Annotated in this window: 21 protein-coding genes; 16 read left to right on the top strand and 5 right to left on the bottom strand. The window is 55.9% G+C overall.

The window, feature by feature from the left end; translation table 11 throughout:
• The first annotated feature begins 101 nt into the window (after positions 1-101).
• The gene (locus OVA10_RS19840; protein WP_102104328.1) at positions 102-338 is read left to right on the top strand and encodes a DUF2754 domain-containing protein; all 237 of its coding nucleotides are present in this window, start codon (positions 102-104) and stop codon (positions 336-338) included.
• Here OVA10_RS19840 and ddlA read toward each other — a convergent pair.
• On the bottom strand, positions 335-1435 hold the full coding sequence (ddlA, locus tag OVA10_RS19835; RefSeq protein WP_123429443.1) for a D-alanine--D-alanine ligase: 1101 nt from the start codon (positions 1433-1435) through the stop codon (positions 335-337). The genes OVA10_RS19840 and ddlA overlap by 4 nt on opposite strands.
• Positions 1436-1543: 108 nt before the next feature.
• Here ddlA and OVA10_RS19830 point away from each other — a divergent pair, with 108 nt between their 5' ends.
• From OVA10_RS19830 to adrA, 6 genes are all read left to right on the top strand, one after another.
• The gene (locus OVA10_RS19830) at positions 1544-2227 is read left to right on the top strand and encodes an extensin-like domain-containing protein (protein WP_100777458.1); all 684 of its coding nucleotides are present in this window, start codon (positions 1544-1546) and stop codon (positions 2225-2227) included.
• 169 nt (positions 2228-2396) lie between these two features.
• Positions 2397-3608, top strand: coding sequence for a multidrug efflux MFS transporter (locus tag OVA10_RS19825; RefSeq protein ID WP_102104326.1), 1212 nt, complete (start codon positions 2397-2399; stop codon positions 3606-3608).
• A gap of 237 nt (positions 3609-3845) precedes the next feature.
• On the top strand, positions 3846-4106 hold the full coding sequence (iraP, locus tag OVA10_RS19820) for an anti-adapter protein IraP (protein ID WP_100777456.1): 261 nt from the start codon (positions 3846-3848) through the stop codon (positions 4104-4106).
• A 96-nt stretch (positions 4107-4202) separates the two neighbouring features.
• On the top strand, positions 4203-5618 hold the full coding sequence (gene phoA, locus OVA10_RS19815) for an alkaline phosphatase (RefSeq protein WP_181827399.1): 1416 nt from the start codon (positions 4203-4205) through the stop codon (positions 5616-5618).
• 92 nt (positions 5619-5710) lie between these two features.
• Entirely contained in the window at positions 5711-6031 is a 321-nt protein-coding gene (gene psiF, locus OVA10_RS19810) for a phosphate starvation-inducible protein PsiF (protein WP_102104324.1), read from the top strand.
• Positions 6032-6120: 89 nt separating this feature from the next.
• Positions 6121-7236 carry a diguanylate cyclase AdrA gene (adrA, locus tag OVA10_RS19805; RefSeq protein ID WP_268196662.1) on the top strand — a complete coding sequence of 372 codons (1116 nt, stop codon included), beginning with the start codon at positions 6121-6123 and terminating at the stop codon, positions 7234-7236.
• A gap of 16 nt (positions 7237-7252) precedes the next feature.
• Here adrA and proC read toward each other — a convergent pair whose 3' ends face one another.
• On the bottom strand, positions 7253-8062 hold the full coding sequence (gene proC, locus OVA10_RS19800; protein ID WP_102104322.1) for a pyrroline-5-carboxylate reductase: 810 nt from the start codon (positions 8060-8062) through the stop codon (positions 7253-7255).
• A 97-nt stretch (positions 8063-8159) separates the two neighbouring features.
• On the opposite strand from proC, the gene OVA10_RS19795 reads away from it, so the two are divergent.
• The 5 genes from OVA10_RS19795 (at position 8160) to ppnP (ending at position 10924) form a co-directional block, all read left to right on the top strand.
• Positions 8160-8618, top strand: a complete 459-nt coding sequence (locus tag OVA10_RS19795; RefSeq protein ID WP_100777451.1) for a YaiI/YqxD family protein — start codon at positions 8160-8162, stop codon at positions 8616-8618.
• 270 nt (positions 8619-8888) lie between these two features.
• Entirely contained in the window at positions 8889-9413 is a 525-nt protein-coding gene (aroL, locus tag OVA10_RS19790; RefSeq protein ID WP_102104321.1) for a shikimate kinase AroL, read from the top strand.
• A 44-nt stretch (positions 9414-9457) separates the two neighbouring features.
• Positions 9458-9649, top strand: a complete 192-nt coding sequence (yaiA, locus tag OVA10_RS19785; RefSeq protein WP_100777449.1) for a protein YaiA — start codon at positions 9458-9460, stop codon at positions 9647-9649.
• Between the two features lie 238 nt (positions 9650-9887).
• Complete coding sequence (locus OVA10_RS19780; RefSeq protein WP_100777448.1) at positions 9888-10565, top strand: AroM family protein; 678 nt, start codon at positions 9888-9890, stop codon at positions 10563-10565.
• A gap of 71 nt (positions 10566-10636) precedes the next feature.
• Entirely contained in the window at positions 10637-10924 is a 288-nt protein-coding gene (gene ppnP / locus OVA10_RS19775; RefSeq protein WP_100777447.1) for a pyrimidine/purine nucleoside phosphorylase, read from the top strand.
• Between the two features lie 54 nt (positions 10925-10978).
• On the opposite strand, the gene rdgC is transcribed toward ppnP, so the two are convergent.
• A complete protein-coding gene (gene rdgC, locus OVA10_RS19770; RefSeq protein ID WP_100777446.1) occupies positions 10979-11893 on the bottom strand; it encodes a recombination-associated protein RdgC in 915 nt (304 codons plus the stop codon).
• Between the two features lie 123 nt (positions 11894-12016).
• Here rdgC and mak point away from each other — a divergent pair, with 123 nt between their 5' ends.
• Positions 12017-12922, top strand: coding sequence for a fructokinase (gene mak / locus OVA10_RS19765; protein ID WP_268196661.1), 906 nt, complete (start codon positions 12017-12019; stop codon positions 12920-12922).
• Positions 12923-13033: 111 nt separating this feature from the next.
• Here the strand turns inward: mak and sbcC are convergent, their stop codons facing one another.
• Positions 13034-16171: an exonuclease subunit SbcC gene (gene sbcC, locus OVA10_RS19760; protein WP_268196660.1), complete on the bottom strand. Its 3138-nt coding sequence runs from the start codon at positions 16169-16171 to the stop codon at positions 13034-13036.
• Complete coding sequence (sbcD, locus tag OVA10_RS19755; RefSeq protein WP_123429396.1) at positions 16168-17373, bottom strand: exonuclease subunit SbcD; 1206 nt, start codon at positions 17371-17373, stop codon at positions 16168-16170. The genes sbcC and sbcD overlap by 4 nt, the downstream gene beginning before the upstream one ends.
• Before the next feature lie 181 nt (positions 17374-17554).
• On the opposite strand from sbcD, the gene phoB reads away from it, so the two are divergent.
• The 3 genes from phoB to brnQ all read left to right on the top strand — a co-directional run bounded on the left by phoB (position 17555) and on the right by brnQ (position 21290).
• On the top strand, positions 17555-18244 hold the full coding sequence (gene phoB / locus OVA10_RS19750; protein ID WP_095280962.1) for a phosphate response regulator transcription factor PhoB: 690 nt from the start codon (positions 17555-17557) through the stop codon (positions 18242-18244).
• Between the two features lie 21 nt (positions 18245-18265).
• Positions 18266-19561, top strand: coding sequence for a phosphate regulon sensor histidine kinase PhoR (gene phoR / locus OVA10_RS19745; RefSeq protein ID WP_123429395.1), 1296 nt, complete (start codon positions 18266-18268; stop codon positions 19559-19561).
• Positions 19562-19970: 409 nt separating this feature from the next.
• Positions 19971-21290 carry a branched-chain amino acid transporter carrier protein BrnQ gene (brnQ, locus tag OVA10_RS19740; protein ID WP_100777441.1) on the top strand — a complete coding sequence of 440 codons (1320 nt, stop codon included), beginning with the start codon at positions 19971-19973 and terminating at the stop codon, positions 21288-21290.
• Positions 21291-21299 lie beyond the last annotated feature (9 nt).

The following is a 21299-nucleotide window of genomic DNA, read 5'->3' as shown; positions in this document are numbered from 1 at the left end:
TGACTTAAGTTAAATTGCGACGCATTTAAGATTTTCCGCATCCGCCACAGACCGCATGAGAAAACTGTGAGAGGATATCTTTTTATTCTGCCGGAGTTGCCATGAAGCTGTCTGCCAAACTACGCCGTGACTGGCATTATTACGCCTTTGCGATTGGCCTGATTTTTATTCTTAACGGTGTTGTTGGGCTGCTGGGATTTGAAGCGAAAGGCTGGCAAACCTATGCGGTGGGGCTGGTGACCTGGGTGATCAGTTTCTGGCTGGCGGGCTTTATTATCCGCCGTCGACCTGAAGAGCCGACGACGGAAACGGTCGAGAGCGCCGAAAAAGCGGATTAACCGTTTACGGAGCTTTTCAGGGCGCTGTCAGCGGCATGACGCTCCAGCGCCAGTTCGATCAGACGGGTGATCAAATCCGGATAACTGATACCGCTCGCCTGCCACAGTTTCGGGTACATGCTGATATTGGTAAACCCTGGCAGCGTATTGATTTCATTGATGATCACGTCATTCTCTGCCGTCAGGAACACGTCAACGCGCGCCATTCCGCCGCAGCCGAGTGCCTGATAGGCTTCAATCGCGATAGCGCGGATCTTGTCATTGATTTCCGGATCCAGCACCGCCGGGACCACTACCTGCGCCCCTTTATCATCGATGTACTTGGTGTCGTACGAGTAGAAATCACTGTTCAGCACCACTTCGCCACAGGTACTGGCTTGCGGGAAATCATTGCCCAGCACCGCGCACTCGATCTCGCGGCCTTTAATCCCTTGCTCAACCACCACTTTGTGGTCAAATTCAAACGCCAGACGCACGGCTTCGGTGAACTGTGCTTCGCTGGTCACTTTGCTAACGCCAACGGAAGAGCCCTGGTTCGCCGGCTTTACGAAGAGCGGCAGGCCGAGCTGAGAAGTGATTTGGGCAAAGGTGTAGCGCTGGCGATTGGCGCGCGTGAGCGTCACAAACGGCGCGATGTTCAGCCCGGCGTCACGCAGCAGGCGTTTGGTCACGTCTTTATCCATGCAAGCCGCAGAGCCAAGGACATCGGAGCCGACGAACGGCAGGTTCGCCATACGCAACATCCCTTGCAGGGAACCGTCTTCGCCCAGGGTGCCGTGTACAATCGGGAAAACCACGTCAATCTGCGACAGCGCTTGCGCATTCCCCGCGTTAATCAGCTGGCCCTGCACGACGCCCGGAACGGTTGCAACGCTGATATCTGATGGATTCAGCGCGATATGCGCCGGATCGTCTGCGTTCAGCAGATACTGACTGGCATCGTTGACGTGCCACTGGCCTTGCTTATCAATCCCCAGCAGTACGACATCAAAACGGCTCTTATCAATCGCATCAACGATATTTTTGGCCGACTGCAGCGACACTTCGTGTTCTGCCGATTTTCCCCCAAAAACAATTCCTACCCGCTGCTTCGCCATCTTCACTTTTTTCCAGTCTGACTCATCAAAGGCCATAACATACCACGATGTTCTGTGGGTTTCGCCGCCTTCTGCCATAATGTTTTGAGCTATTCACGAGGAGGGATTGTGCGAGGGAAAAGTGTGCTGGTCTGTCTGATTGTTGTGGGTGCGGCGGTGATGGGCTATCGCTGGCTGCCGTCGTATTACAACCCGTTTACCCCGCTTTCGCTCGACGATCCGCCGGGGAAAATCAGCCAGTTTAAGCTGCGTCGCCTGACGCCCGAAGCCTGTGTCAGTCTACTGGAGCAGGCCAATCAAAAACAGCTCATCCAGACCCAGGCGCTGGCGGACAGTGCCGGAGAGTGCCCGCTCAACGGCGTCGTGCGGGTGCGCAGTTTCGGCCCGGTCTCCCTGAGCAGCAGCTTTATCGCCAGCTGCCCGCTGGCCCTGAGTTCCGCGCTGTTTATCCATCAAAAGGCCCGGCCGCTCACTCAGACGATGATGGGCAGCCCGTTGACGCGCGTGGAGCATCTCGGCAGCTTTGCCTGTCGCAATATCTATAACCGGCCTGATGCGCGTCGCAGCGAACATGCCAGCGCCGAAGCGCTCGATATCAGCGCGTTTCAGCTGGCAGACGGCGAGCGGGTGACGGTGCTGCGCGGCTGGCGCAACGACAAAACACAACCCTGGCTGCGCGCGCTGCTGAGCGCCAGCTGCGATTACTACGGTAACGGGCTTGGGCCGGAGTATAACGCGGCGCACGCCAACCATTTTCACCTCGGAATGCGCGGTTTTGGCCTCTGTCGTTAAAGCATAATTCACCACCAAAAAGTGGATGATTTGTGACTTGTTTCACAAATATGATGACTGGGGAGATAAAACACCAAAGTTGTCGCTGCCGCACCTCTGGCGCTACGTGATGTGATGCAACTTGCTAATCTGTCGGCGAATTCGCCTAAAAATGAAGAGTTTGCCTGTTATGGAATCCTGGAAAGTCAACCTTATATCGGTCTGGTTTGGCTGTTTTTTCACCGGTCTTGCGATCAGCCAGATTTTGCCCTTCCTGCCGCTGTATGTCTCCCAGCTCGGCGTGTCGTCCCACGAAGCGCTGTCGATGTGGTCGGGTCTGACCTTCAGTATTACTTTCCTGGTTTCCGCCATTGTCTCGCCCATGTGGGGCAGCCTTGCGGATCGCAAAGGGCGCAAGCTGATGCTCCTGCGCGCCTCGCTGGGGATGGCGATCGCCATCCTGCTGCAGGCCTATGCCACTAACGTCTGGCAGCTCTTTCTCCTGCGCGGCCTGATGGGGCTGACGTCCGGTTATATTCCTAACGCGATGGCGCTGGTGGCGTCGCAGGTTCCGCGCGAGCGCAGCGGCTGGGCGATCAGCACACTCTCGACCGCGCAAATCAGCGGCGTCATTGGCGGTCCGTTGATGGGTGGTTTTCTGGCTGACCACGTCGGCTTGCGCGCGGTGTTTTTCATTACCGCGATGCTGCTGATGGTGAGTTTTCTGGTGACCTTGTTCCTCATTAAAGAGGGCGTGCGCCCGACGGTCAGCAAAGCCGATCGCCTGAGCGGTAAAGCGGTTTTTGCCACGCTGCCCTACCCCGGCCTGATGATCAGCCTTTTTGTGACAACGCTGGTGATTCAGCTGTGCAACGGTTCCATCGGCCCGATTCTGGCGCTGTTTATCAAATCCATGGCGCCGGACAGCAACAATATTGCGTTCCTGAGCGGGATGATCGCCGCCGTGCCAGGCGTTTCCGCGCTGATCTCTGCCCCACGACTGGGTAAGCTCGGGGATCGTATCGGTACGGCGCGGATATTAATGGCGACCCTGATTATCGCCGTGGTGCTGTTTTTCGCGATGTCCTTCGTCACCTCGCCGTTCCAGCTCGGCGTGCTGCGCTTCCTGCTCGGGTTTGCCGATGGGGCGATGCTGCCTGCGGTACAAACCCTGCTGGTGAAATACTCAAGCGATCAGGTCACCGGACGCATCTTTGGTTATAACCAGTCATTTATGTATCTGGGGAATGTCGCAGGCCCGTTAATGGGCGCGACCGTTTCCGCGATGGCCGGATTCCGCTGGGTATTTGCCGCTACGGCAGTGGTGGTGTTACTGAACGTTATCCAGCTCGCGATAGCATTACGCCGTCGCCGTCAGAAAATGGCGAATATCGCGACGTAAAGAAGATATATTATGTATTTACACATAACAGGCGCTGTTATCAAAAATAATGGCGCCTGCTTTCTACTATTTTGCTGCCACGCAATCAGTTTTTATAATAGCAAAACGTTTCGCTGACGATAAATCATCGTTATTTGCGACATAGCGTGTTTTTTCATAAAGATAATACTTTTCGCCTCTTTGCAATAATCAACCGTAATGATACCGTCAGCAAAAACCTGATAAGGAAATAGCACGATGAAAAATCTCATTGCAGAGTTGCTGGTTAAGCTTGCCCAAAAGGAAGAAGAGTCAAAAGAACTGGTTGCCCAGGTTGAAGCGTTAGAAATCGTTGTCACGGCCCTTTTACGGCAAATGGCGCAGACCGATCAGCAGGCGCTGATCCGAAGTATTGAGGGCGCGCTGGAGGATGCCAGGCCCGACTCTCAAGTGCCGATTCAGGATAGCGAAATGCTACAGCAATACGTAAAAAAGCTGTTGCGGCATCCTCGTAGTTAATCTGTCACAGAATCTAAAAACCTGTCATAGCATTGTCATAAGTTGTGCCTATAGTCGCTCTGTTTATTTTTATGTATTTGTACATGGAGAAATAAAGTGAAACAGAGCGCACTTTTCATCGCATTACTGCCTTTATTATTTACCCCTGCCATTTATGCCGACACCACGAATACCCAGGTGCTGGATAATCGCGCGGCTCAGGGAGATATCACGCAGCCGGGCGGCGCACGCCGTCTGTCAGAAGATCAAACCGAAGCGCTGCGTGCATCGCTAAATGATAAACCGGCTAAAAATATTATTTTGCTGATTGGTGATGGGATGGGCGATTCCGAAATCACCGCCGCGCGAAATTATGCCGAAGGGGCCGGCGGCTTTTTTAAAGGTATTGACGCATTGCCGTTGACCGGACAATACACCCACTACGCGGTGGATAAAAAAACCGGTAAGCCTGATTACGTGACCGACTCGGCGGCCTCCGCCACGGCGTGGACCACGGGCGTGAAAACCTATAACGGCGCGCTGGGCGTCGATATTCACGAAAAGGATCACCAGACCATTCTGGAGATGGCGAAGGCGGCTGGCCTTGCGACAGGTAACGTCTCAACGGCTGAACTGCAGGATGCAACGCCAGCGGCGCTGGTGGCGCATGTGACGTCGCGTAAATGCTACGGCCCGTCCGTGACCAGCGAAAAATGCCCGACCAATGCGCTGGAAAAGGGCGGTAAAGGCTCCATCACCGAACAGCTGCTGAATGCCCGCGCCGATGTGACGCTGGGCGGCGGGGCGAAAACATTCGCGGAAACCGCGACGGCCGGAGAATGGCAGGGCAAAACTCTGCGTGAACAGGCGCAGGCGCGGGGTTATCAGCTGGTGAGCGATGCCGCTTCTCTGGCGGCGATCACCGAAGCGGGCCAGGACAAGCCGCTGCTCGGCCTGTTCTCGGACGGCAACATGCCGGTGCGCTGGGAAGGGCCAAAAGCTTCTTACCACGGCAACATCGACAAACCGGCGGTGACCTGCACGCCAAACCCGAAACGCGATGACAGCGTTCCGACGCTGGCGCAGATGACCGACAAAGCCATCACTTTGCTGAGCAAGGGCGAGAAGGGCTTCTTCCTGCAGGTTGAAGGCGCGTCGATTGATAAACAGGATCATGCGGCGAATCCGTGCGGTCAGATTGGCGAAACCGTCGATCTTGATGAAGCCGTGCAGAAAGCGCTGGCGTTCGCGAAGAAAGATGGCAACACCCTCGTGGTAGTGACCGCTGACCATGCGCACGCCAGCCAGATCGTGGCACCTGATACCAAAGCGCCAGGCCTGACTCAGGCGCTGAACACCAAAGACGGTGCGGTAATGGTGATGAGCTATGGCAACTCCGAAGGCGATTCCATGGAACATACCGGCACACAGCTGCGCATCGCGGCGTATGGCCCGCACGCGGCAAATGTGGTCGGGCTGACGGATCAAACGGATCTGTTCTACACCATGAAAGCCGCTCTTGGCCTGAAATAAAGCGATCGCCCGGCGGAAATCCCCTTCCGTCGGGTGGTATTTTTCCCGCCACGAACCAGACTTACTGTGAACCTTCACAAAAGGATGGTGTTATGAAACTGACTCTTACTGTAACCCTGCTCTCTTCTCTGCTCCTGATGTCTGTGGCGTCCGCCGCCGAAAAAACGCTCACTCCGCAGCAGCAACGGATGACCACCTGTAATCAACAGGCGACAGCCCAGACGCTGAAAGGTGATGCGCGTAAAACGTACATGAGCGATTGCCTGAAAAACAGTTCGTCGAAACCGGGCGAAAAGAGCCTCACGCCGCAGCAACAAAAGATGCGCGAATGTAACGGCCTGGCGACGCAGCAATCCCTGAAAGGGGAAGACCGCAGTAAATTTATGAGCGCCTGCCTGAAGAAATCCGCGTAGTCCTAACGGGTGAGCGGTGCCAGCGGCTCACCCGAAATTTCATACTTTCCCCACAACACCCGTCTCTATAATTTGGGAAATGTTTCAGAATGTTCCCAAAAATTATGAATGACGATAACTTTTACAATAAAGACGTCACGCGAGAAGAGTGGCCCCAGAACCTTTCTCAGGATGACCACCATCGTTCCGGAATCCGATTTGCCCGGCGGGTAAGACTGCCGCGGATGTTCGGGTTAGCGGCGATGTTTTTCCCTGTCGCAGGCGCGCTGGTCGCTCAGTCTCCGCCTGGCCTCTGGTGGCTGGTGCTGGTGGGCTGGGCGTTTGTCTGGCCACATCTCGCCTGGCAGTTGGCTTACCGCGCCGCCGATCCGCGAGCCAGCGAAATAAAGAACCTGAAAGTCGATGCCATTATGGCGGGAATTTGGATGGGGCTGATGGGGCTGAATGTACTTCCCACGGCGGCACTGACAATAATGATAGGCATGAATCTGATGGGGGCAGGGGGCGTCAAATTGTTCACGGCTGGTGCAACCATGACGATTATTGCGTCCCTGATCACCCTGAAACTCACCGGCGTCTCCCCCACCTTTACCCTCTCTTCGCAGGAACTCTGGCTGGCGCTGCCGGCGATGGTTCTCTACCCGATCTACTTTGCCTGGGTCAGCTATCAGACCGCCATCCGTCTGGCAGAGCACAAGCGCCGCCTGGAGCTGATGAGCACCCGTGACGGTATGACCGGCGTGTTTAACCGGCGTCACTGGGAAATTTTATTGCGTAATGAATACGACACCTGTCGGCGCAGCCATCGCGAGGCGGCGATCCTGATTATCGATATCGATCATTTCAAGAGTATCAACGATACCTGGGGGCATGATGTGGGCGATGAGGCGATCATTGCCGTCACCCGACAGCTGCAACTAGCGCTGCGCGCCGGGGATCTTATCGGACGCTTCGGCGGTGACGAATTTGCGGTGATCATGAGCGGCACGCCAGCGGAGAGTGCCATTGCGGCCATGTCGCGTGTCCATGAGCGGCTGGCAACCTTAACGCTACCCTGCGCGCCGCAGGTACGACTGCGGATAAGCGTTGGCGTGGCAACGTTAACGCCTGAATTTGGCCATTATCGCGAGTGGCTAAAAGCCGCCGATGTGGCGCTCTACAAAGCGAAAAATGCCGGACGCAACCGCACCGAAGTGGCAGCCTGACGCCCGGCGCGCGTCATCAGGATTTGCTGAGACTTTCTGATTTTTCCATGCACTTATTCATCGCTTCAATCACCGCCGAGCGGAATCCGCGCTCTTCGAGAACGCGCACGGCTTCAATGGTGGTGCCGCCCGGTGAACACACCATGTCTTTCAGTTCGCCTGGATGTTTGCCCGTTTCCAGCACCATTTTGGCGGAGCCCATTACCGCCTGCGCGGCAAATTTGTAAGCCTGCGCGCGCGGCATCCCGCCGAGCACGGCGGCATCAGCCATCGCTTCAATAAACATGAACACATACGCAGGCGCGGAACCGCTGACGCCCACCACCGGATGGATCATCGATTCGGCAATCACTTCCGCTTCGCCAAAGCAGCGGAAGATGTTCAGCACATCGGCCACGTCTTCTGCTGTTACCAGCGCGTTAGGCGTCACGGAGGTCATTCCCGCATTGACCAGCGACGGCGTGTTTGGCATCGCGCGGACAATTTTTCGGTCGTGACCCAGGGCGCGTGCCAGCTGATCGAGGGTCACGCCCGCCGCAATGGAGACCACCAGCGTGTCTTTGTTCAGGCTGGAGGTGATATCGCTCAGCACTTTAATCATGATGTTAGGTTTAACGGCGCCAAAGACGATGTCGGCAATCTGCGCGACATCCTGTGCGCTTTCGGCGGCATTAATGCCGTATTCATCATGCAGCGCGGCAACTTTATCCGGTGACGGGGTATAGACCCAAATCTGCCCTGGCAATACCTGACCGCTGGCAATCAGACCGCCGAGAATGGCTTTTCCCATATTGCCGCAGCCGATAAAACCGATTTTTTTGTCCATCACGTCTCTCCGTTATTATCCGTTGTGAGTTCTGATTTATAGCTTAACAACGAAAAGCAGGCGACAATAGCCACCAATGTCATCCAGGGGAGAAACTATGGCGATTTGGGTGGATGCGGATGCGTGTCCGAATGTCATTAAAGAAATTTTATTCCGCGCGGCTGAGCGCGTGCAGATGCCGCTAACGCTGGTGGCAAACCAGAATCTGCGTATTCCGCCGTCGAAATTTATCCGTTCAATGCGCGTTCCGGCCGGGTTTGACGTGGCGGATAACGAAATTGTGCGCCTGTGCAGCCCTGAGGATTTGGTGATTACTGCCGATATTCCTCTGGCGGCAGAGGTGCTGGAGAAGGGCGCAGCGGCGCTGAATCCGCGCGGTGAACGCTACTCACCGGCGACGATCCGCCAAAAACTGACCATGCGTGATTTTATGGATACCCTGCGCGCCAGCGGTGTGCAGACCGGTGGGCCGGATTCGCTCTCGCAGCGTGACCGCCAGCAGTTCGCGGCCGAGCTGGATAAATGGCTGCTGGAAGTGAAGCGCCGTACTGCGTAATGATAAGCATTGCTGTTTTGTGATATAGTGTGGCAACCGCAGGGTTGTCATCGCCTGGTGCTTTACAGTAAAGTTGACGTACCCGCTCATGCAATAATTTCTTTACAGAGAACAAGCGTTAAAAGCACGCCAGACGCTCTCTGTCATACAAACATAATCTTGTTGTAATCCTATTTTTACAGTTACCTTGCGTACTAGTTTAATGGTATTATTGCTCGTTTTTCGACATTACACACCGCAACCATGCGGTATCAAGGGGAACACCTGGCTATGACCCAACCCATCTTTTTAGTTGGCCCCCGTGGCTGCGGTAAAACGACCGTCGGCCTTGAACTGGCGCGTGTCAGTCAGAGCCAGTTTGTCGATACCGATCATTGGCTGCAAACTCAGGCCCGCCAGACCATAGCTGAGATTGTCGAAAAAGAAGGCTGGGAAAGTTTCCGCGCGCGTGAAAGCGACACGCTGGAAGCGGTAACCGCACCGTCGACCATCATTGCTACCGGCGGCGGCATTATCCTCGCAGAGCGTAATCGCCAGTTTATGCGCGAGAAAGGGATTGTGATTTACCTGTGCGCGCCCGTATCTACGCTGGTGGAGCGCCTGGAAGCATTCCCGGAAGAGGGGCAACGCCCCACGCTGACCGGGAAACCAATCAGCGAAGAGGTGAGCGAGATCCTCGCCGAGCGCGACGCCCTGTATCGCGAAGCGGCGCACCACGTGATCGACGCCGCACAGTCGCCGGAACAGGTCGTAAATCAGATTGTTACCGCCCTGCGTTTGGCTTGCGCCAGCTAGCAGGCGTCTATACTCATAGTTTAGCCGTTAAAAAAGGATGAACTATGCCAACCAGACCGCCATACCCACGTGAAGCGCGCATTGTCACTATTGAAAAAGGCACCGGTGCCCAAACCGTGACCTGGTATCAACTGCGTGCGGACCACCCAAAGCCGGACTCCCTGATCAGCGAACATGAAACTGAGCAGGAAGCACTGGATGCCAAGCGCCGCTACGAAGATCCTGAAAAGTCCTGATACAAATCTGAAATCGATAACAACCGTGCCTGAATCACACTTTTAACTCAGCGTGAATGTTAAGTGGGGGTTAATATTTAGTTATTACAGTGAGATTCAGACCGGGCGTTGGATCTTTACATTTCGGAGTAGGGATATGCTGCTACGCTTTTGACCTGTTTAAGCTGAAACAAGAACCGCGCAGCGTATTGAGCTTGTGCCTGTATTATCGCAATGGTAGTGAAGAAAGGCGAAAACGATGAAGGCAACATTGGCGATCCTCACCATCGGGGTGGTCCCTGTCAGCGAAGTGTTACCGCTCTTAACTGAGCATGTCTCCGAACAGCAAATCACCCATCTTAGCCTGCTCGGCAAGATGAGTCGGGAAGAGGTCATGGAAGACTACGCACCTGCAGATAATGAGGTGACCCTGCCGACATTGTTAAGCGACGGTAAACTCGCGCATGTTTCACATCACAAAATCGAGCGTGCTTTACAGGGCGTGATCGAAGTGCTCGATAATCAAGGATATGACGTCATCCTGTTAATGAGCACCGCCCCGATTTCGGGTCTTATGGCGCGAAACGCTATCCTCCTTGAACCGATGCGGATTATTCCTCCGCTGGTGGCCTCGATTGTCGACGGGCATCAGGTCGGGGTAATCGTGCCGATTGCAGAGCTGCTGGAGAACCAGATAGCGAAGTGGAAAGTCCTGCAAAAACCGCCGCTGTTTGCCCTGGCAAACCCGATCTGGGATAGCGAAGCCAAACTGATTTCGGCAGGACGTGAACTGCTGGAGCAGGGCGCCGACGTTTTGATGCTCGATTGTCTCGGTTTTCATCAGCGACATCGTGATTTGTTGCAAAAAGCCCTCGATGTACCGGTGCTGCTCTCGAACGTTCTGGTAACCCGTCTGGCGTCTGAATTACTGGCCTGATGATTTTGCGTGACAGGCACGGAGGATGGCCCCTATAGTGGATTTTTATCCAAAGACATAAGGGCCAGTTCATGCTTTCGAGTAACGAATACTTTTCCGGTAAAGTGAAATCCATTGGTTTTACCAGCAGCAGTACTGGCCGTGCCAGTGTGGGCGTTATGGCTGAAGGGGAATATACCTTTGGTACCGCAGAGCCTGAAGAGATGACGGTGATTAGCGGCGCGCTGAACGTGCTGTTGCCTGGCGAAACCGAATGGAAGGCGTACACCGCCGGAGAAGTTTTCAACGTCCCTGGCCACAGCGAGTTCAACCTGCAGGTTGCAGAGCCAACCTCTTATCTGTGCCGTTATCTGAAATAAAAAAAGGCCGGGTAGCGTTGACGCTGACCCGGCCTGCTTTTCTGATTTGAGAATTTAGCGCTGCGCTTCGCCGCCTAAACCTTCCACCAGATTCTGAATCAATGCCGCCAGCTCACCCGTCATCAGGATAAAGTCCGCATCAAAACGCTGGGCGAAATCTTCACGATCGATATCTTCGTTTTGATCGCGCAACTCATCGCAGAACTTCAGACGCTTAATCGAGCCATCGTCGCACATCACGAACTGAATGCGCTGCTGCCAGTCGAGTGCCAGCTTGGTCACCAGTTTGCCGGCTTCGATATGGACTGCGATTTCGTCGCAGACCAGATCCTGCTTCTTCGCGCGGATCACACCGCCATCTTCGAGGATCGCTTTTAGCTCGGCTTCGTCCAGCAGCTGGAAACCTTGCGCCGCGCTGCCGCTGCGTACCCATTCGGTGAGGGTCAGTTCAATCGGATTTTCCATCGCCAGCGGAACCACCGGCAGCGAGCCCAGGCTCTTACGCAGCAGAGCCAGCGTATCTTCTGCTTTCTTGGCGCTGGCGCAGTCCACCATGATCAGACCGTTCACGGTGTCGATCCACATCATGGTCTGGCTGAATCGGCTAAAGGCGCGAGGCAGCAGAGAGTGCAGCACTTCATCCTTCAGGGAATCTTTTTCCGTTTTTTTCAGCTTGCGGCCCTGTTCGGCCTCCAGCTTGAAGATCTTCGCTTCCAGCGCCTGCTTCACCACCGGTGACGGCAGGATTTTCTGTTCCTGGCGCGCGCAAAGAATGATTTGACCATTGGTTGTCGAGTGGGTCAGCGCATCGCTTTGAGAACCCATCGGAGAAACCCAACCGGTTTTTGCCATATCCTGGCTACCGCATGGGGTAAAGGTGTAAGCGGCTAACTGTTTTTCCATCTCTTCCGCACGCAGCGAAACGTCGCGGCTGAGACGGTAAACCATCAAATTTTTGAACCACAGCATGATAATTTCCACGGCCTTGTCGTTAAATCAGCGGGCATGATAACGAATTGTGGCAGTGCTTGCATTGCTAATCGGGTAGCCTGCTTCTACTCTGTTGATAATCAAAATAATGAGGAGAGTCCTGTGCGTATTGGTATTGATTTGGGCGGCACCAAAACAGAAGTCATTGCGCTGAGCGATCGCGGCGAGCAGCTCTTTAGACATCGTCTTCCGACGCCACGTGACGACTACCAGCAGACTATCGAAACCATCGCACTGCTGGTGGAGATGGCGGAAAAAGCCACAGGGCAGACCGGCTCAGTTGGGATGGGGATTCCAGGCTCGATTTCGCCATACACCGGCGTGGTAAAAAACGCGAATTCTACTTGGCTGAACGGTCAGCCGTTTGATAAAGATCTGAGCGCGCGCCTGAACCGCGAAGTGCGGCTGGCAAATGACGCCAACTGTCTCGCTGTCTCCGAAGCGATTGACGGCGCGGCGGCGGGCGCACAGACCGTGTTTGCGGTCATTATCGGCACCGGCTGCGGTGCAGGCGTGGCCTTCAACGGTCGCGCCCATACCGGCGGCAACGGGACGGCGGGCGAGTGGGGGCACAATCCGCTGCCGTGGATGGACGAAGACGAACTGAAATATCGCGCCGAAGTGCCATGCTATTGCGGCAAACAGGGCTGTATCGAAACCTTCATCTCCGGGACCGGCTTTGCCACCGACTACCGCCGCCTGAGCGGACAACCGCTCAAGGGCAACGAAATTATGCGTCTGGTAGAAGAACAGGATGCGGTGGCCGAACTGGCGCTGAGCCGCTATGAAATGCGCCTGGCGAAATCCCTGGCGCACGTGGTGAACATTCTCGACCCGGATGTGATCGTGCTGGGCGGCGGGATGAGCAACGTCGACCGTATCTACACCACGGTTCCGCAGCTGGTGAAGCAGTGGGTGTTCGGCGGTGAATGCGAAACGCCGATCCGCAAAGCGGTGCACGGGGATTCCAGCGGTGTGCGCGGCGCGGCGTGGTTGTGGCCTAACTGATTACCCGTTGTATTCTGCTGTGAAAAAGCCTGATGGAAACGTCAGGCTTTTTGCGATTTCTAATCCCCTGACATAAAAGAATGGGGGCCGGAAAGCCCCCAGTGATCGCGCTTACTCCACCGCAAAGGCTCTGTCTAACTTGCTGTAGCCCAGCCCGTTAATTTTCTTCACTTTGATCTGCACCGGTATGCGCTCTTTCATCGCCTCGACATGGCTGATGACGCCGATGGTTTTGCCCGTGGCGTTCAGGGCATCGAGCGCATCCAGCGCCATATCCAGCGTTTCGCTGTCCAGCGTACCAAAGCCCTCATCAAGGAACAGGGAATCTATTCGCGTTTTATGGCTCACCAGATCGGACAGCGCCAGCGCCAGCGCAAGGCTTACCAGGAAACTCTCCCCGCCGGAGAGGGTGCGCGTATCGCGCACGGCGTCGGCCTGCCAGGTATCAACCACTTCCAGCTCCAGCGCATCGCTGGCCTTGCGTTGCAGCAGATAGCGCCCGTGCAGACGGTTAAGCTGCTGGTTGGCCAGCCACACCAGATTGTCGAGGGTCAGCCCCTGAGCAAATTTACGGAACCGGTCGCCGGTGCTGGAACCGATCAGCGCGTTCAGATATCCCCAGTCATCCGCGAGACGCGCGGCTTCTTCAATCTGCTGCATCAAGCCCTGCTGATGAAGACGGTTGTCACTGTCCTGCTTCAGCTGCTGGCGGATCTCGCCCTGACGCGTCGTATTTTCGCGCAGCTGCTGTGCCAGGTGCTGTAATTGCACCTGCAATGCCTGTACGTCCAGATCTGCCGGTAGCGCTTCCGATTGCTTTTCCATATGCTCCAGACGCTGCTGATCCGCCTGTAAGGCCAGCGCAGAAGATTGCTGGAGCTGTTGTTCCAGCGTGTGTTTCAGCTGTTCCAGCTTGCGCACGGTATCGCCATCAAGCAGTGCGGCAAGGAACGCGGCTTCACTGGCAAAACTGCTCTCCTGGAGCGCAGCTGCAAACTGGGTTTGCAGCTGTGCCAGACGCTCGCGATCGCTCTGCTCCTGCTGTTGCAGGGTGGTGAGCTGGCTTTGCAGGGAGATACAGTCGTTGTGGATATCGCGCCAGTTATTGGGGACCGGCTCGTCCGCCGTTTCATCTTCGGATGCGGGCAGCGTGTCGAGAAGCGGCATCAGGGCGTTCATTTGTTCCTGAAGGGCCGTCAGCTGCCTCTGTTTTTCCTGCCACTCATTCGATTCGGTTTCACGCAGTGCCAGCCACGCGCTCTCTTCGCCCTCTTGCGGCGCGGTGAGAGCGAGCGGCATTAATGCGTTCAGCAAGGTCTGGCGCTGGGTCTCAATCTGCTGCTGAATCTGGTGAATCTGCTGTTCCAGTTCGTTGAGCTGATTCTGCAAGGCCAGGCGTTGGCTGAGCTGATACAGCTGGCGCTCGTACTGTTCCTGCTCTTCCAGCCAGGGGGCAATATCTTCCTGAATGTTCAGGCTCGTCTTCAGTGACGCGCACACTGACTGCCACTCCTGTGTGAGCGTTTGCTCCTCCTGAGTGAGCGTCAGGGTTTCTGCGGTTTCGCGCTCACGCTGGTCTATCAGCGCTTTCAGCTGTCCGCGCAGCAACAGTCCCTCTTCTTCAAGCCGTTTCACTTCGGCGTGCAGTTCATCGCGGCGACGTTGGTTAGCGCTAACCTCCAGCGCCTGATAATGCGCCACGGCAGGATGTTCGGTTGCACCGCACAGCGGGCAGGGTTTACCCGCCTCGAGGCTGGCGCGGTGCGCCTCCAGACCCTTGATCAGCGCTTCCTGTTCGCACAGGGTTTTCAGATCCAGATAGTGCTGGTTTTTCTCTTTGTACTGCTGGCGTCGCGCAGCCAGGGTTTGATCAAGCGTGGCCTGCGCGGCCAGGTCTTTTTCCTGCGTTGCCCGCATCTGTAACAGCCGTTTTTGCAGCGGCTGATAGCGGGCATGCAGTGTGGCGAGACGCTGACGCGTCGGGCGATACTGCACCTGATGCTCTAGCGCCTGGGCGGTCTCTTCTGCGGATAGCGTCAGGGGAGTGAGTGGCAGCGCGGCCAGTTTTTGTTGCAGTTCAGTCAGACGCTTACCCAGCGCCACTGCCTGAGATTTATCCCGCTGCTGCTGGGTAAATAGCGCGCGCCAGCCGCCAATGTGCTGGCTCAATAGCCCGAAGTGGCTGTGTTCGTCGATCCAGTTGGCGAGGGATTTGTGCTGTGACTGGATCCGCTCTGCCTCACGCATTGCGCCGTTACGGATCCGCGCCCGCTGGCCCTTGCGTGAAAGTAAGCGAGTATTTACTTCGGCAATCTGCTGCTGCGTGCGGGTGAGCGTTGACGCCTGCTCCTGCTCACGGTCCCAGAGCGGGCGCAGCGCCAGCGCAGGTTGTGCCTGCTGCAGTTTAAGCAGTTCCGGTTGGGCGTCGGCCTGTGCCTGTAACGCCTGTTGATGTGCCGATTGCGCGCGCAGCTGTTCACGCGCCAGCTCTTCGCTGCGCACCAGCCACTGATGTTGTGCCTGGCGGTTTTGCTGTTCACTGAGCAGCGTTTTTTCTTCGTCAGTCAGTGCTTGCAAACCCTGATGGAGCTGCTGTTGCTGTTCTTCGCTCAGCAGCACCACGCCTGCCGCCTGCGCTTCGCGCATCTCCAGCTCGGTTCTTGCCGTTTTGTGTTTTTCAAACACCATGGCGGAGATTTGGCCGTAGATCTCGGTGCCGGTCAGCTCTTCCAGCAGCTCGGCGCGCTCTTTGGGTTTGGCATTTAAAAACGCCGCGAACTGCCCCTGCGACAGCAGCATCGAACGGGTGAAACGGCCATAATCCAGCCCGGTCAGGGAGGCAGTCAGATCGAGTTTATCTTTCACCTTATCGGCGAGAATTTTGCCGTCTTCGCACCGGGCAAGCTCCACGCGCGGTGCCTGTAAGTTCCCGTCCGGCTGATTACGGGCGCGGTTCTGGCTCCAGAATGCGCGATAGGCCACGCCTTTCACTTCGAACTCCACTTCGGCGAGGCACTCCGCCGTGTCGCGGGTCATGAGATCGTTTTGCGATTGCGACACCGTGTTCAGACGCGGCGTCTCGTGGTACAGCGCCAGGCAGATGGCATCGAGCAGGGTCGTTTTACCCGCACCGGTCGCGCCCGTTATAGCAAACAGGCCGTTGCTGGCAAACGGCTCGGCGGTGAAGTCGATTTTCCACTCGCCCTTTAGGGAGTTGAGGTTTTTCAGACGCAGGCTGAGAATTTTCATGCGTTGTTTTCCTCGTCATGCAGCGCGTGCAGGGTCTGGGTAAAGAGTTCGTTGAGGCGCGTGCGCTGTGCGTCATCCAGCGCTTCCTGCGCCAGGCGGCGCTCAAATACCTCTTCCACGTTTAATTCGCTGAGGGTTTCTCGCTGTGCGCTTAAGAGAATTTTCTCGCGCTGTTCGCGGCTGCGGCGCACCAACAATACCTCTACCGGCAGATCGTCGGTCAGGGTCTGGATTTTGCGCTGCATGTCGTGCAGATATTCATCGGTGCTGATTTCAATATCCAGCCAGACGGGAGGCGACTGTTCCAGGCCGCGCCACTGTTCAAGCTGCGCAGAAATGGCGGCCAGATCGCCTTTGAGCATCGCCAGCGGTTGTGTCACCGGTACGGTTAACGTCTCGACTGCGCTCAGTTTGCCCTCGGCAAAACTCACCAGATGCACGCTTTTGCCTTTGCCGGTTTCATCAAAGCTGAGGGAGATCGGTGAGCCGCAGTAGCGGATATGCTCGCAGCCGCCAATGATCTGCGCGCGGTGAATGTGACCGAGCGCGATGTAATCCGCTGGCGGGAAATTCTGTGCCGGGAACGCATCCAGCGTACCAATATAAATTTCGCGCACCGCGTCACTTTTGCTGGCACCGACGGTGGTCAGATGCCCGGTAGCAATGACCGGCAGCGGCGCATCACCGCGCAGCGCACAGGCCTCGGCGTACTGCTGGTGATAATAGTCCGTGATGGCCTGCAGCAGATGCTGCTGTTTTTCGCCGCCAGAAAGCCCCGCCTGGCTCTGAACGATGTCACGCGGGCGTAAAAAAGGAATAGGGCAAAGCACGGCGCCCGGCGTTCCGTCGCGTTTTTTGAGGATTTGCGGGGCATGTCCGGCGTTTGCCACTACAGTGGTATTCAGAAACGCAAGAATATCGCGGGATTCGTTGAGCGTGGCGACGGAATCGTGGTTGCCCGCGACGATCACCAGATGGCAGCCTGTTTGCTGCAGATTGACCACGAAGCGGTTATACAGCTCACGCGCATAGCTCGGCGGCGAGCCGGTATCAAAAATGTCCCCGGCAACGATGATCGCATCCACCTCCTGCGACTGCGCCGTCTCCAGCAGCCAGTTCAGGAACGCTTCATGTTCGGCGGCGCGACTTTTGCTGTAAAAATTTTGCCCCAGATGCCAGTCCGAGGTGTGGAGTATGCGCATAACAGTTCCATGGCAAAAAAGGGTGAAGGGGATTATAAGCTTTCAGGGGCTGGAAAATAACCGCTGTAATAAAACAACAGTTTGCCATTCATGGTGGTAATGTTTTTCATAAATCTGTCATAAATCTGACGCATAATGACGCCGCATTACAAACTGATACTTTAATAAGACAGGGCAAAGTATGGCGAGACGTATTCTGGTCGTAGAAGATGAAGCTCCGATTCGCGAAATGGTGTGCTTCGTGCTCGAACAAAATGGCTTCCAGCCGGTTGAGGCGGAAGATTATGACAGCGCGGTGAATCAACTCAACGAACCCTGGCCCGATTTGATTCTGCTTGACTGGATGTTGCCCGGCGGTTCTGGCCTGCAATTTATCAAGCACATTAAACGCGAAGCGATGACCCGCGATATCCCGGTGGTAATGTTGACGGCGCGCGGTGAAGAGGAAGATCGCGTGCGCGGTCTTGAGACCGGCGCGGATGATTACATCACCAAGCCGTTCTCGCCGAAAGAGCTGGTGGCGCGTATCAAAGCCGTCATGCGCCGTATTTCGCCGATGGCGGTGGAAGAGGTGATCGAAATGCAGGGGTTAAGCCTCGACCCGACCTCGCATCGCGTGATGACCGGCGAAAACCCGCTGGATATGGGCCCGACAGAATTCAAACTTTTGCACTTCTTTATGACTCACCCGGAACGCGTCTACAGCCGCGAACAGTTGCTGAATAACGTCTGGGGGACTAACGTCTATGTCGAAGACAGGACGGTCGATGTCCACATTCGCCGCTTGCGTAAAGCGCTGGAACACAGCGGCCACGATCGTATGGTGCAGACGGTCCGCGGTACGGGTTATCGGTTTTCGACCCGTTTCTGAACAATGACAGGAGTGTGACGCGTGCTGGAACGTCTGTCATGGAAAAGGCTCGTTTTTGAACTGATCTTATGTTGTATTCCCGCCGCCATTCTGGGGGCGATTTTTGGTTATCTGCCGTGGTTTTTACTGGCGGCAGTGACCGGTCTGCTGGTCTGGCATTTCTGGAATTTACTGCGTCTCTCCTGGTGGCTGTGGGTCGATCGCAGCATGACGCCACCGCCCGGTAGCGGCAGCTGGGAGCCGTTGCTTTACGGCTTGCATCAGATGCAGATGCGAAATAAAAAGCGCCGTCGTGAGCTTGGAAGCCTGATCAAACGCTTTCGCAGCGGCGCCGAATCGCTGCCGGATGCGGTGATTCTGACCACCGAAGAAGGGACGATGTTCTGGTGTAATGGCCTGGCACAACAGCTGCTGGGGCTGCGCTGGCCGGACGATAACGGCCAGAATATACTTAACCTCCTGCGTTATCCTGAATTCACCCTGTATCTAAAAAAACGCGACTTTACCCGCCCGCATAATCTGGTGCTGAACAATGGCCGTCACCTTGAGTTTCGCGTGATGCCGTACAGCGATCAGCAGTGGCTGATGGTGGCGCGCGATGTGACCCAGATGCACCAGCTCGAAGGGGCGCGGCGTAACTTCTTTGCCAACGTCAGCCATGAGCTGCGCACGCCGCTGACGGTGCTGCAGGGGTATCTGGAGATGATGCAGGAGCAGACGCTGGAGGGGGCGCCGCGAGAGAAAGCGTTGCACACCATGCGCGAGCAAACGCATCGCATGGAAGGGCTGGTGAAGCAGCTGCTTACCCTGTCAAAAATTGAAGCGGCACCGACGCTGGCGATGAATGAAACCATCGACGTGCCGATGATGCTGCGGGTGGTTGAGCGGGAAGCCCAGACCCTGAGCCACAAAAGGCATCAGTTCACTTTTGAGCTGGACAACAATCTAAAGGTGCTCGGCAGCGAGGACGAACTGCGCAGCGCGATTTCAAACCTGGTTTATAACGCGGTGAACCATACGCCAGAGGGCACGCAGATTATTGTGCGCTGGCAGCGCGTCCCGACGGGGGCGGAGTTTAGCGTGGAGGACAACGGGCCGGGGATTGGACCGGAGCATATTCCGCGTCTGACCGAGCGTTTCTATCGCGTGGATAAAGCGCGTTCGCGGCAGACCGGCGGCAGCGGGCTGGGGCTGGCGATTGTTAAGCACGCCGTGAATCACCACGACAGCCGCCTCGATATTCAGAGTACGCCGGGCAAAGGCACGCGCTTCAGTTTTGTTATCCCGGAACGTTTAATTGCCAAAAAAAGTGCCTGATAGCGTGTGTGTCAGCCCTCCTTTCCACAGGCCAGCGTATGCTGGCCTGTTTGCTTTGCAGTCAAGCGAAACGTGAATGAATTTTATACGGCTGTTGCTTTTTTGTTCGCATGATTAGCCATGAGTTTTTCTTAACCTTAGAGGATTGTTCTGGTCTGAATTTTCATGCTGGCATATTGTTCTGGTTTTCAGATCCCTCCTTGCCTTTAAACGTTATAAGCGTTTAAATTGCGCCCCATATACTGTCATACCGACTGTATTTACGTGGTAAATCGAAAAACTATTCTTCGCCACGGCATGACGGGAGCATATCCCGCTGAAATTGAGTAAATTTTCCGCTGTATCGTCCCCTTTGGGATGGCGAAAATCTCAACGTTTTCAACACCACATCCACAGGCAGTAAGGTTCTATGACCCATCATTTAAAATCGCGTGACATCATCGCGCTGGGCTTTATGACTTTTGCGCTGTTCGTCGGCGCAGGTAACATCATTTTTCCTCCTATGGTTGGCCTGCAGGCGGGTGAACACGTCTGGACAGCGGCGATTGGCTTCCTGATTACTGCGGTCGGTCTTCCGGTTCTGACCGTGATCGCGCTGGCGAAAGTCGGCGGCGGCGTGGACAGCCTCAGCACCCCGATCGGTAAAGTGGCGGGCGTTCTGCTGGCAACCGTGTGCTATCTGGCGGTGGGTCCACTGTTTGCGACCCCGCGTACCGCAACAGTCTCCTTCGAAGTGGGGATTGCTCCCCTGACCGGTGATGGCGCGCTGCCGCTGCTGATTTACAGCCTGGTCTACTTCGCGCTGGTGATTCTGGTCTCCCTCTATCCGGGCAAACTGCTGGATACCGTGGGTAACTTCCTCGCGCCAATGAAAATTCTTGCGCTGATCGTGCTGGCCGTGGCGGCCATCATGTGGCCAGCAGGCCCGATCAGCGAGTCGCTGGACGCCTACAAAACGGCGGCCTTCTCGAACGGCTTTGTGAACGGCTATCTGACCATGGACACCATGGGCGCGATGGTCTTTGGTATCGTCATCGTTAACGCCGCGCGCTCTCGCGGTGTGACTGAAGCGCGTCTACTGACCCGCTACACCATCTGGGCTGGCCTGATGGCGGGTGTTGGTCTGACGCTGCTGTATCTGGCGCTGTTCCGTCTGGGTTCTGATAGCGCAACGCTGGTCGATCAAAATGCGAACGGTGCGGCGATCCTCCATGCCTACGTTCAGCACACCTTCGGCGGAGCGGGGAGCTTCCTGCTGGCGGTACTGATTTTCCTGGCCTGTCTGGTGACGGCTGTTGGCCTGACCTGCGCCTGTGCAGAGTTCTTCGCCCAGTATATTCCGCTGTCATACCGCACGCTGGTGTTCATCCTCGGCGGCTTCTCAATGGCGGTTTCTAACCTTGGTCTGAGCCACCTGATTCAGGTCTCCATTCCTGTGCTGACCGCGATTTATCCGCCGTGTATCGTGCTGGTGGTGCTGAGCTTTACCCGTCCCTGGTGGAACAATTCCTCGCGAATTATTGCCCCAACGATGTTTATCAGCCTGCTTTTTGGTATCCTTGACGGGATTAAAGCATCCGCATTCGGTGGGATCCTGCCAGCCTGGACACAGCGTCTGCCGCTGTCAGAGCAAGGCCTGGCCTGGTTAATGCCGACCGTTGTCGCACTGGTTCTGGCTATTATCTGGGACCGTGCAGCAGGGCGTCAGGTGACTTCCAGCGCGCATTAATCAACGACA

It is taken from the genome of Lelliottia sp. SL45 (assembly GCF_026672535.1).
Classification (GTDB): Bacteria; Pseudomonadota; Gammaproteobacteria; order Enterobacterales; family Enterobacteriaceae; genus Enterobacter; species Enterobacter nimipressuralis.
Note: the sequence above shows the minus strand (reverse complement) of the source record. Positions and strands in the feature narration are given on the sequence as shown.

Bases quoted from the DNA above. Each gene is read 5' to 3' on its own strand.
- OVA10_RS19780 (WP_100777448.1), top strand. From the start codon at position 9,888: ATGAAGGCAACATTGGCGATCCTCACCATCGGGGTGGTCCCTGTCAGC.
- adrA (WP_268196662.1), top strand. From the start codon at position 6,121: ATGTTCCCAAAAATTATGAATGACGATAACTTTTACAATAAAGACGTC.
- OVA10_RS19825 (WP_102104326.1), top strand. From the start codon at position 2,397: ATGGAATCCTGGAAAGTCAACCTTATATCGGTCTGGTTTGGCTGTTTT.
- OVA10_RS19840 (WP_102104328.1), top strand. From the start codon at position 102: ATGAAGCTGTCTGCCAAACTACGCCGTGACTGGCATTATTACGCCTTT.
- ppnP (WP_100777447.1), top strand. From the start codon at position 10,637: ATGCTTTCGAGTAACGAATACTTTTCCGGTAAAGTGAAATCCATTGGT.
- psiF (WP_102104324.1), top strand. From the start codon at position 5,711: ATGAAACTGACTCTTACTGTAACCCTGCTCTCTTCTCTGCTCCTGATG.
- phoB (WP_095280962.1), top strand. From the start codon at position 17,555: ATGGCGAGACGTATTCTGGTCGTAGAAGATGAAGCTCCGATTCGCGAA.
- sbcD (WP_123429396.1), bottom strand. From the start codon at position 17,373: ATGCGCATACTCCACACCTCGGACTGGCATCTGGGGCAAAATTTTTAC.
- rdgC (WP_100777446.1), bottom strand. From the start codon at position 11,893: ATGCTGTGGTTCAAAAATTTGATGGTTTACCGTCTCAGCCGCGACGTT.
- yaiA (WP_100777449.1), top strand. From the start codon at position 9,458: ATGCCAACCAGACCGCCATACCCACGTGAAGCGCGCATTGTCACTATT.
- ddlA (WP_123429443.1), bottom strand. From the start codon at position 1,435: ATGGCGAAGCAGCGGGTAGGAATTGTTTTTGGGGGAAAATCGGCAGAA.
- iraP (WP_100777456.1), top strand. From the start codon at position 3,846: ATGAAAAATCTCATTGCAGAGTTGCTGGTTAAGCTTGCCCAAAAGGAA.
- OVA10_RS19795 (WP_100777451.1), top strand. From the start codon at position 8,160: ATGGCGATTTGGGTGGATGCGGATGCGTGTCCGAATGTCATTAAAGAA.
- brnQ (WP_100777441.1), top strand. From the start codon at position 19,971: ATGACCCATCATTTAAAATCGCGTGACATCATCGCGCTGGGCTTTATG.
- proC (WP_102104322.1), bottom strand. From the start codon at position 8,062: ATGGACAAAAAAATCGGTTTTATCGGCTGCGGCAATATGGGAAAAGCC.
- sbcC (WP_268196660.1), bottom strand. From the start codon at position 16,171: ATGAAAATTCTCAGCCTGCGTCTGAAAAACCTCAACTCCCTAAAGGGC.
- aroL (WP_102104321.1), top strand. From the start codon at position 8,889: ATGACCCAACCCATCTTTTTAGTTGGCCCCCGTGGCTGCGGTAAAACG.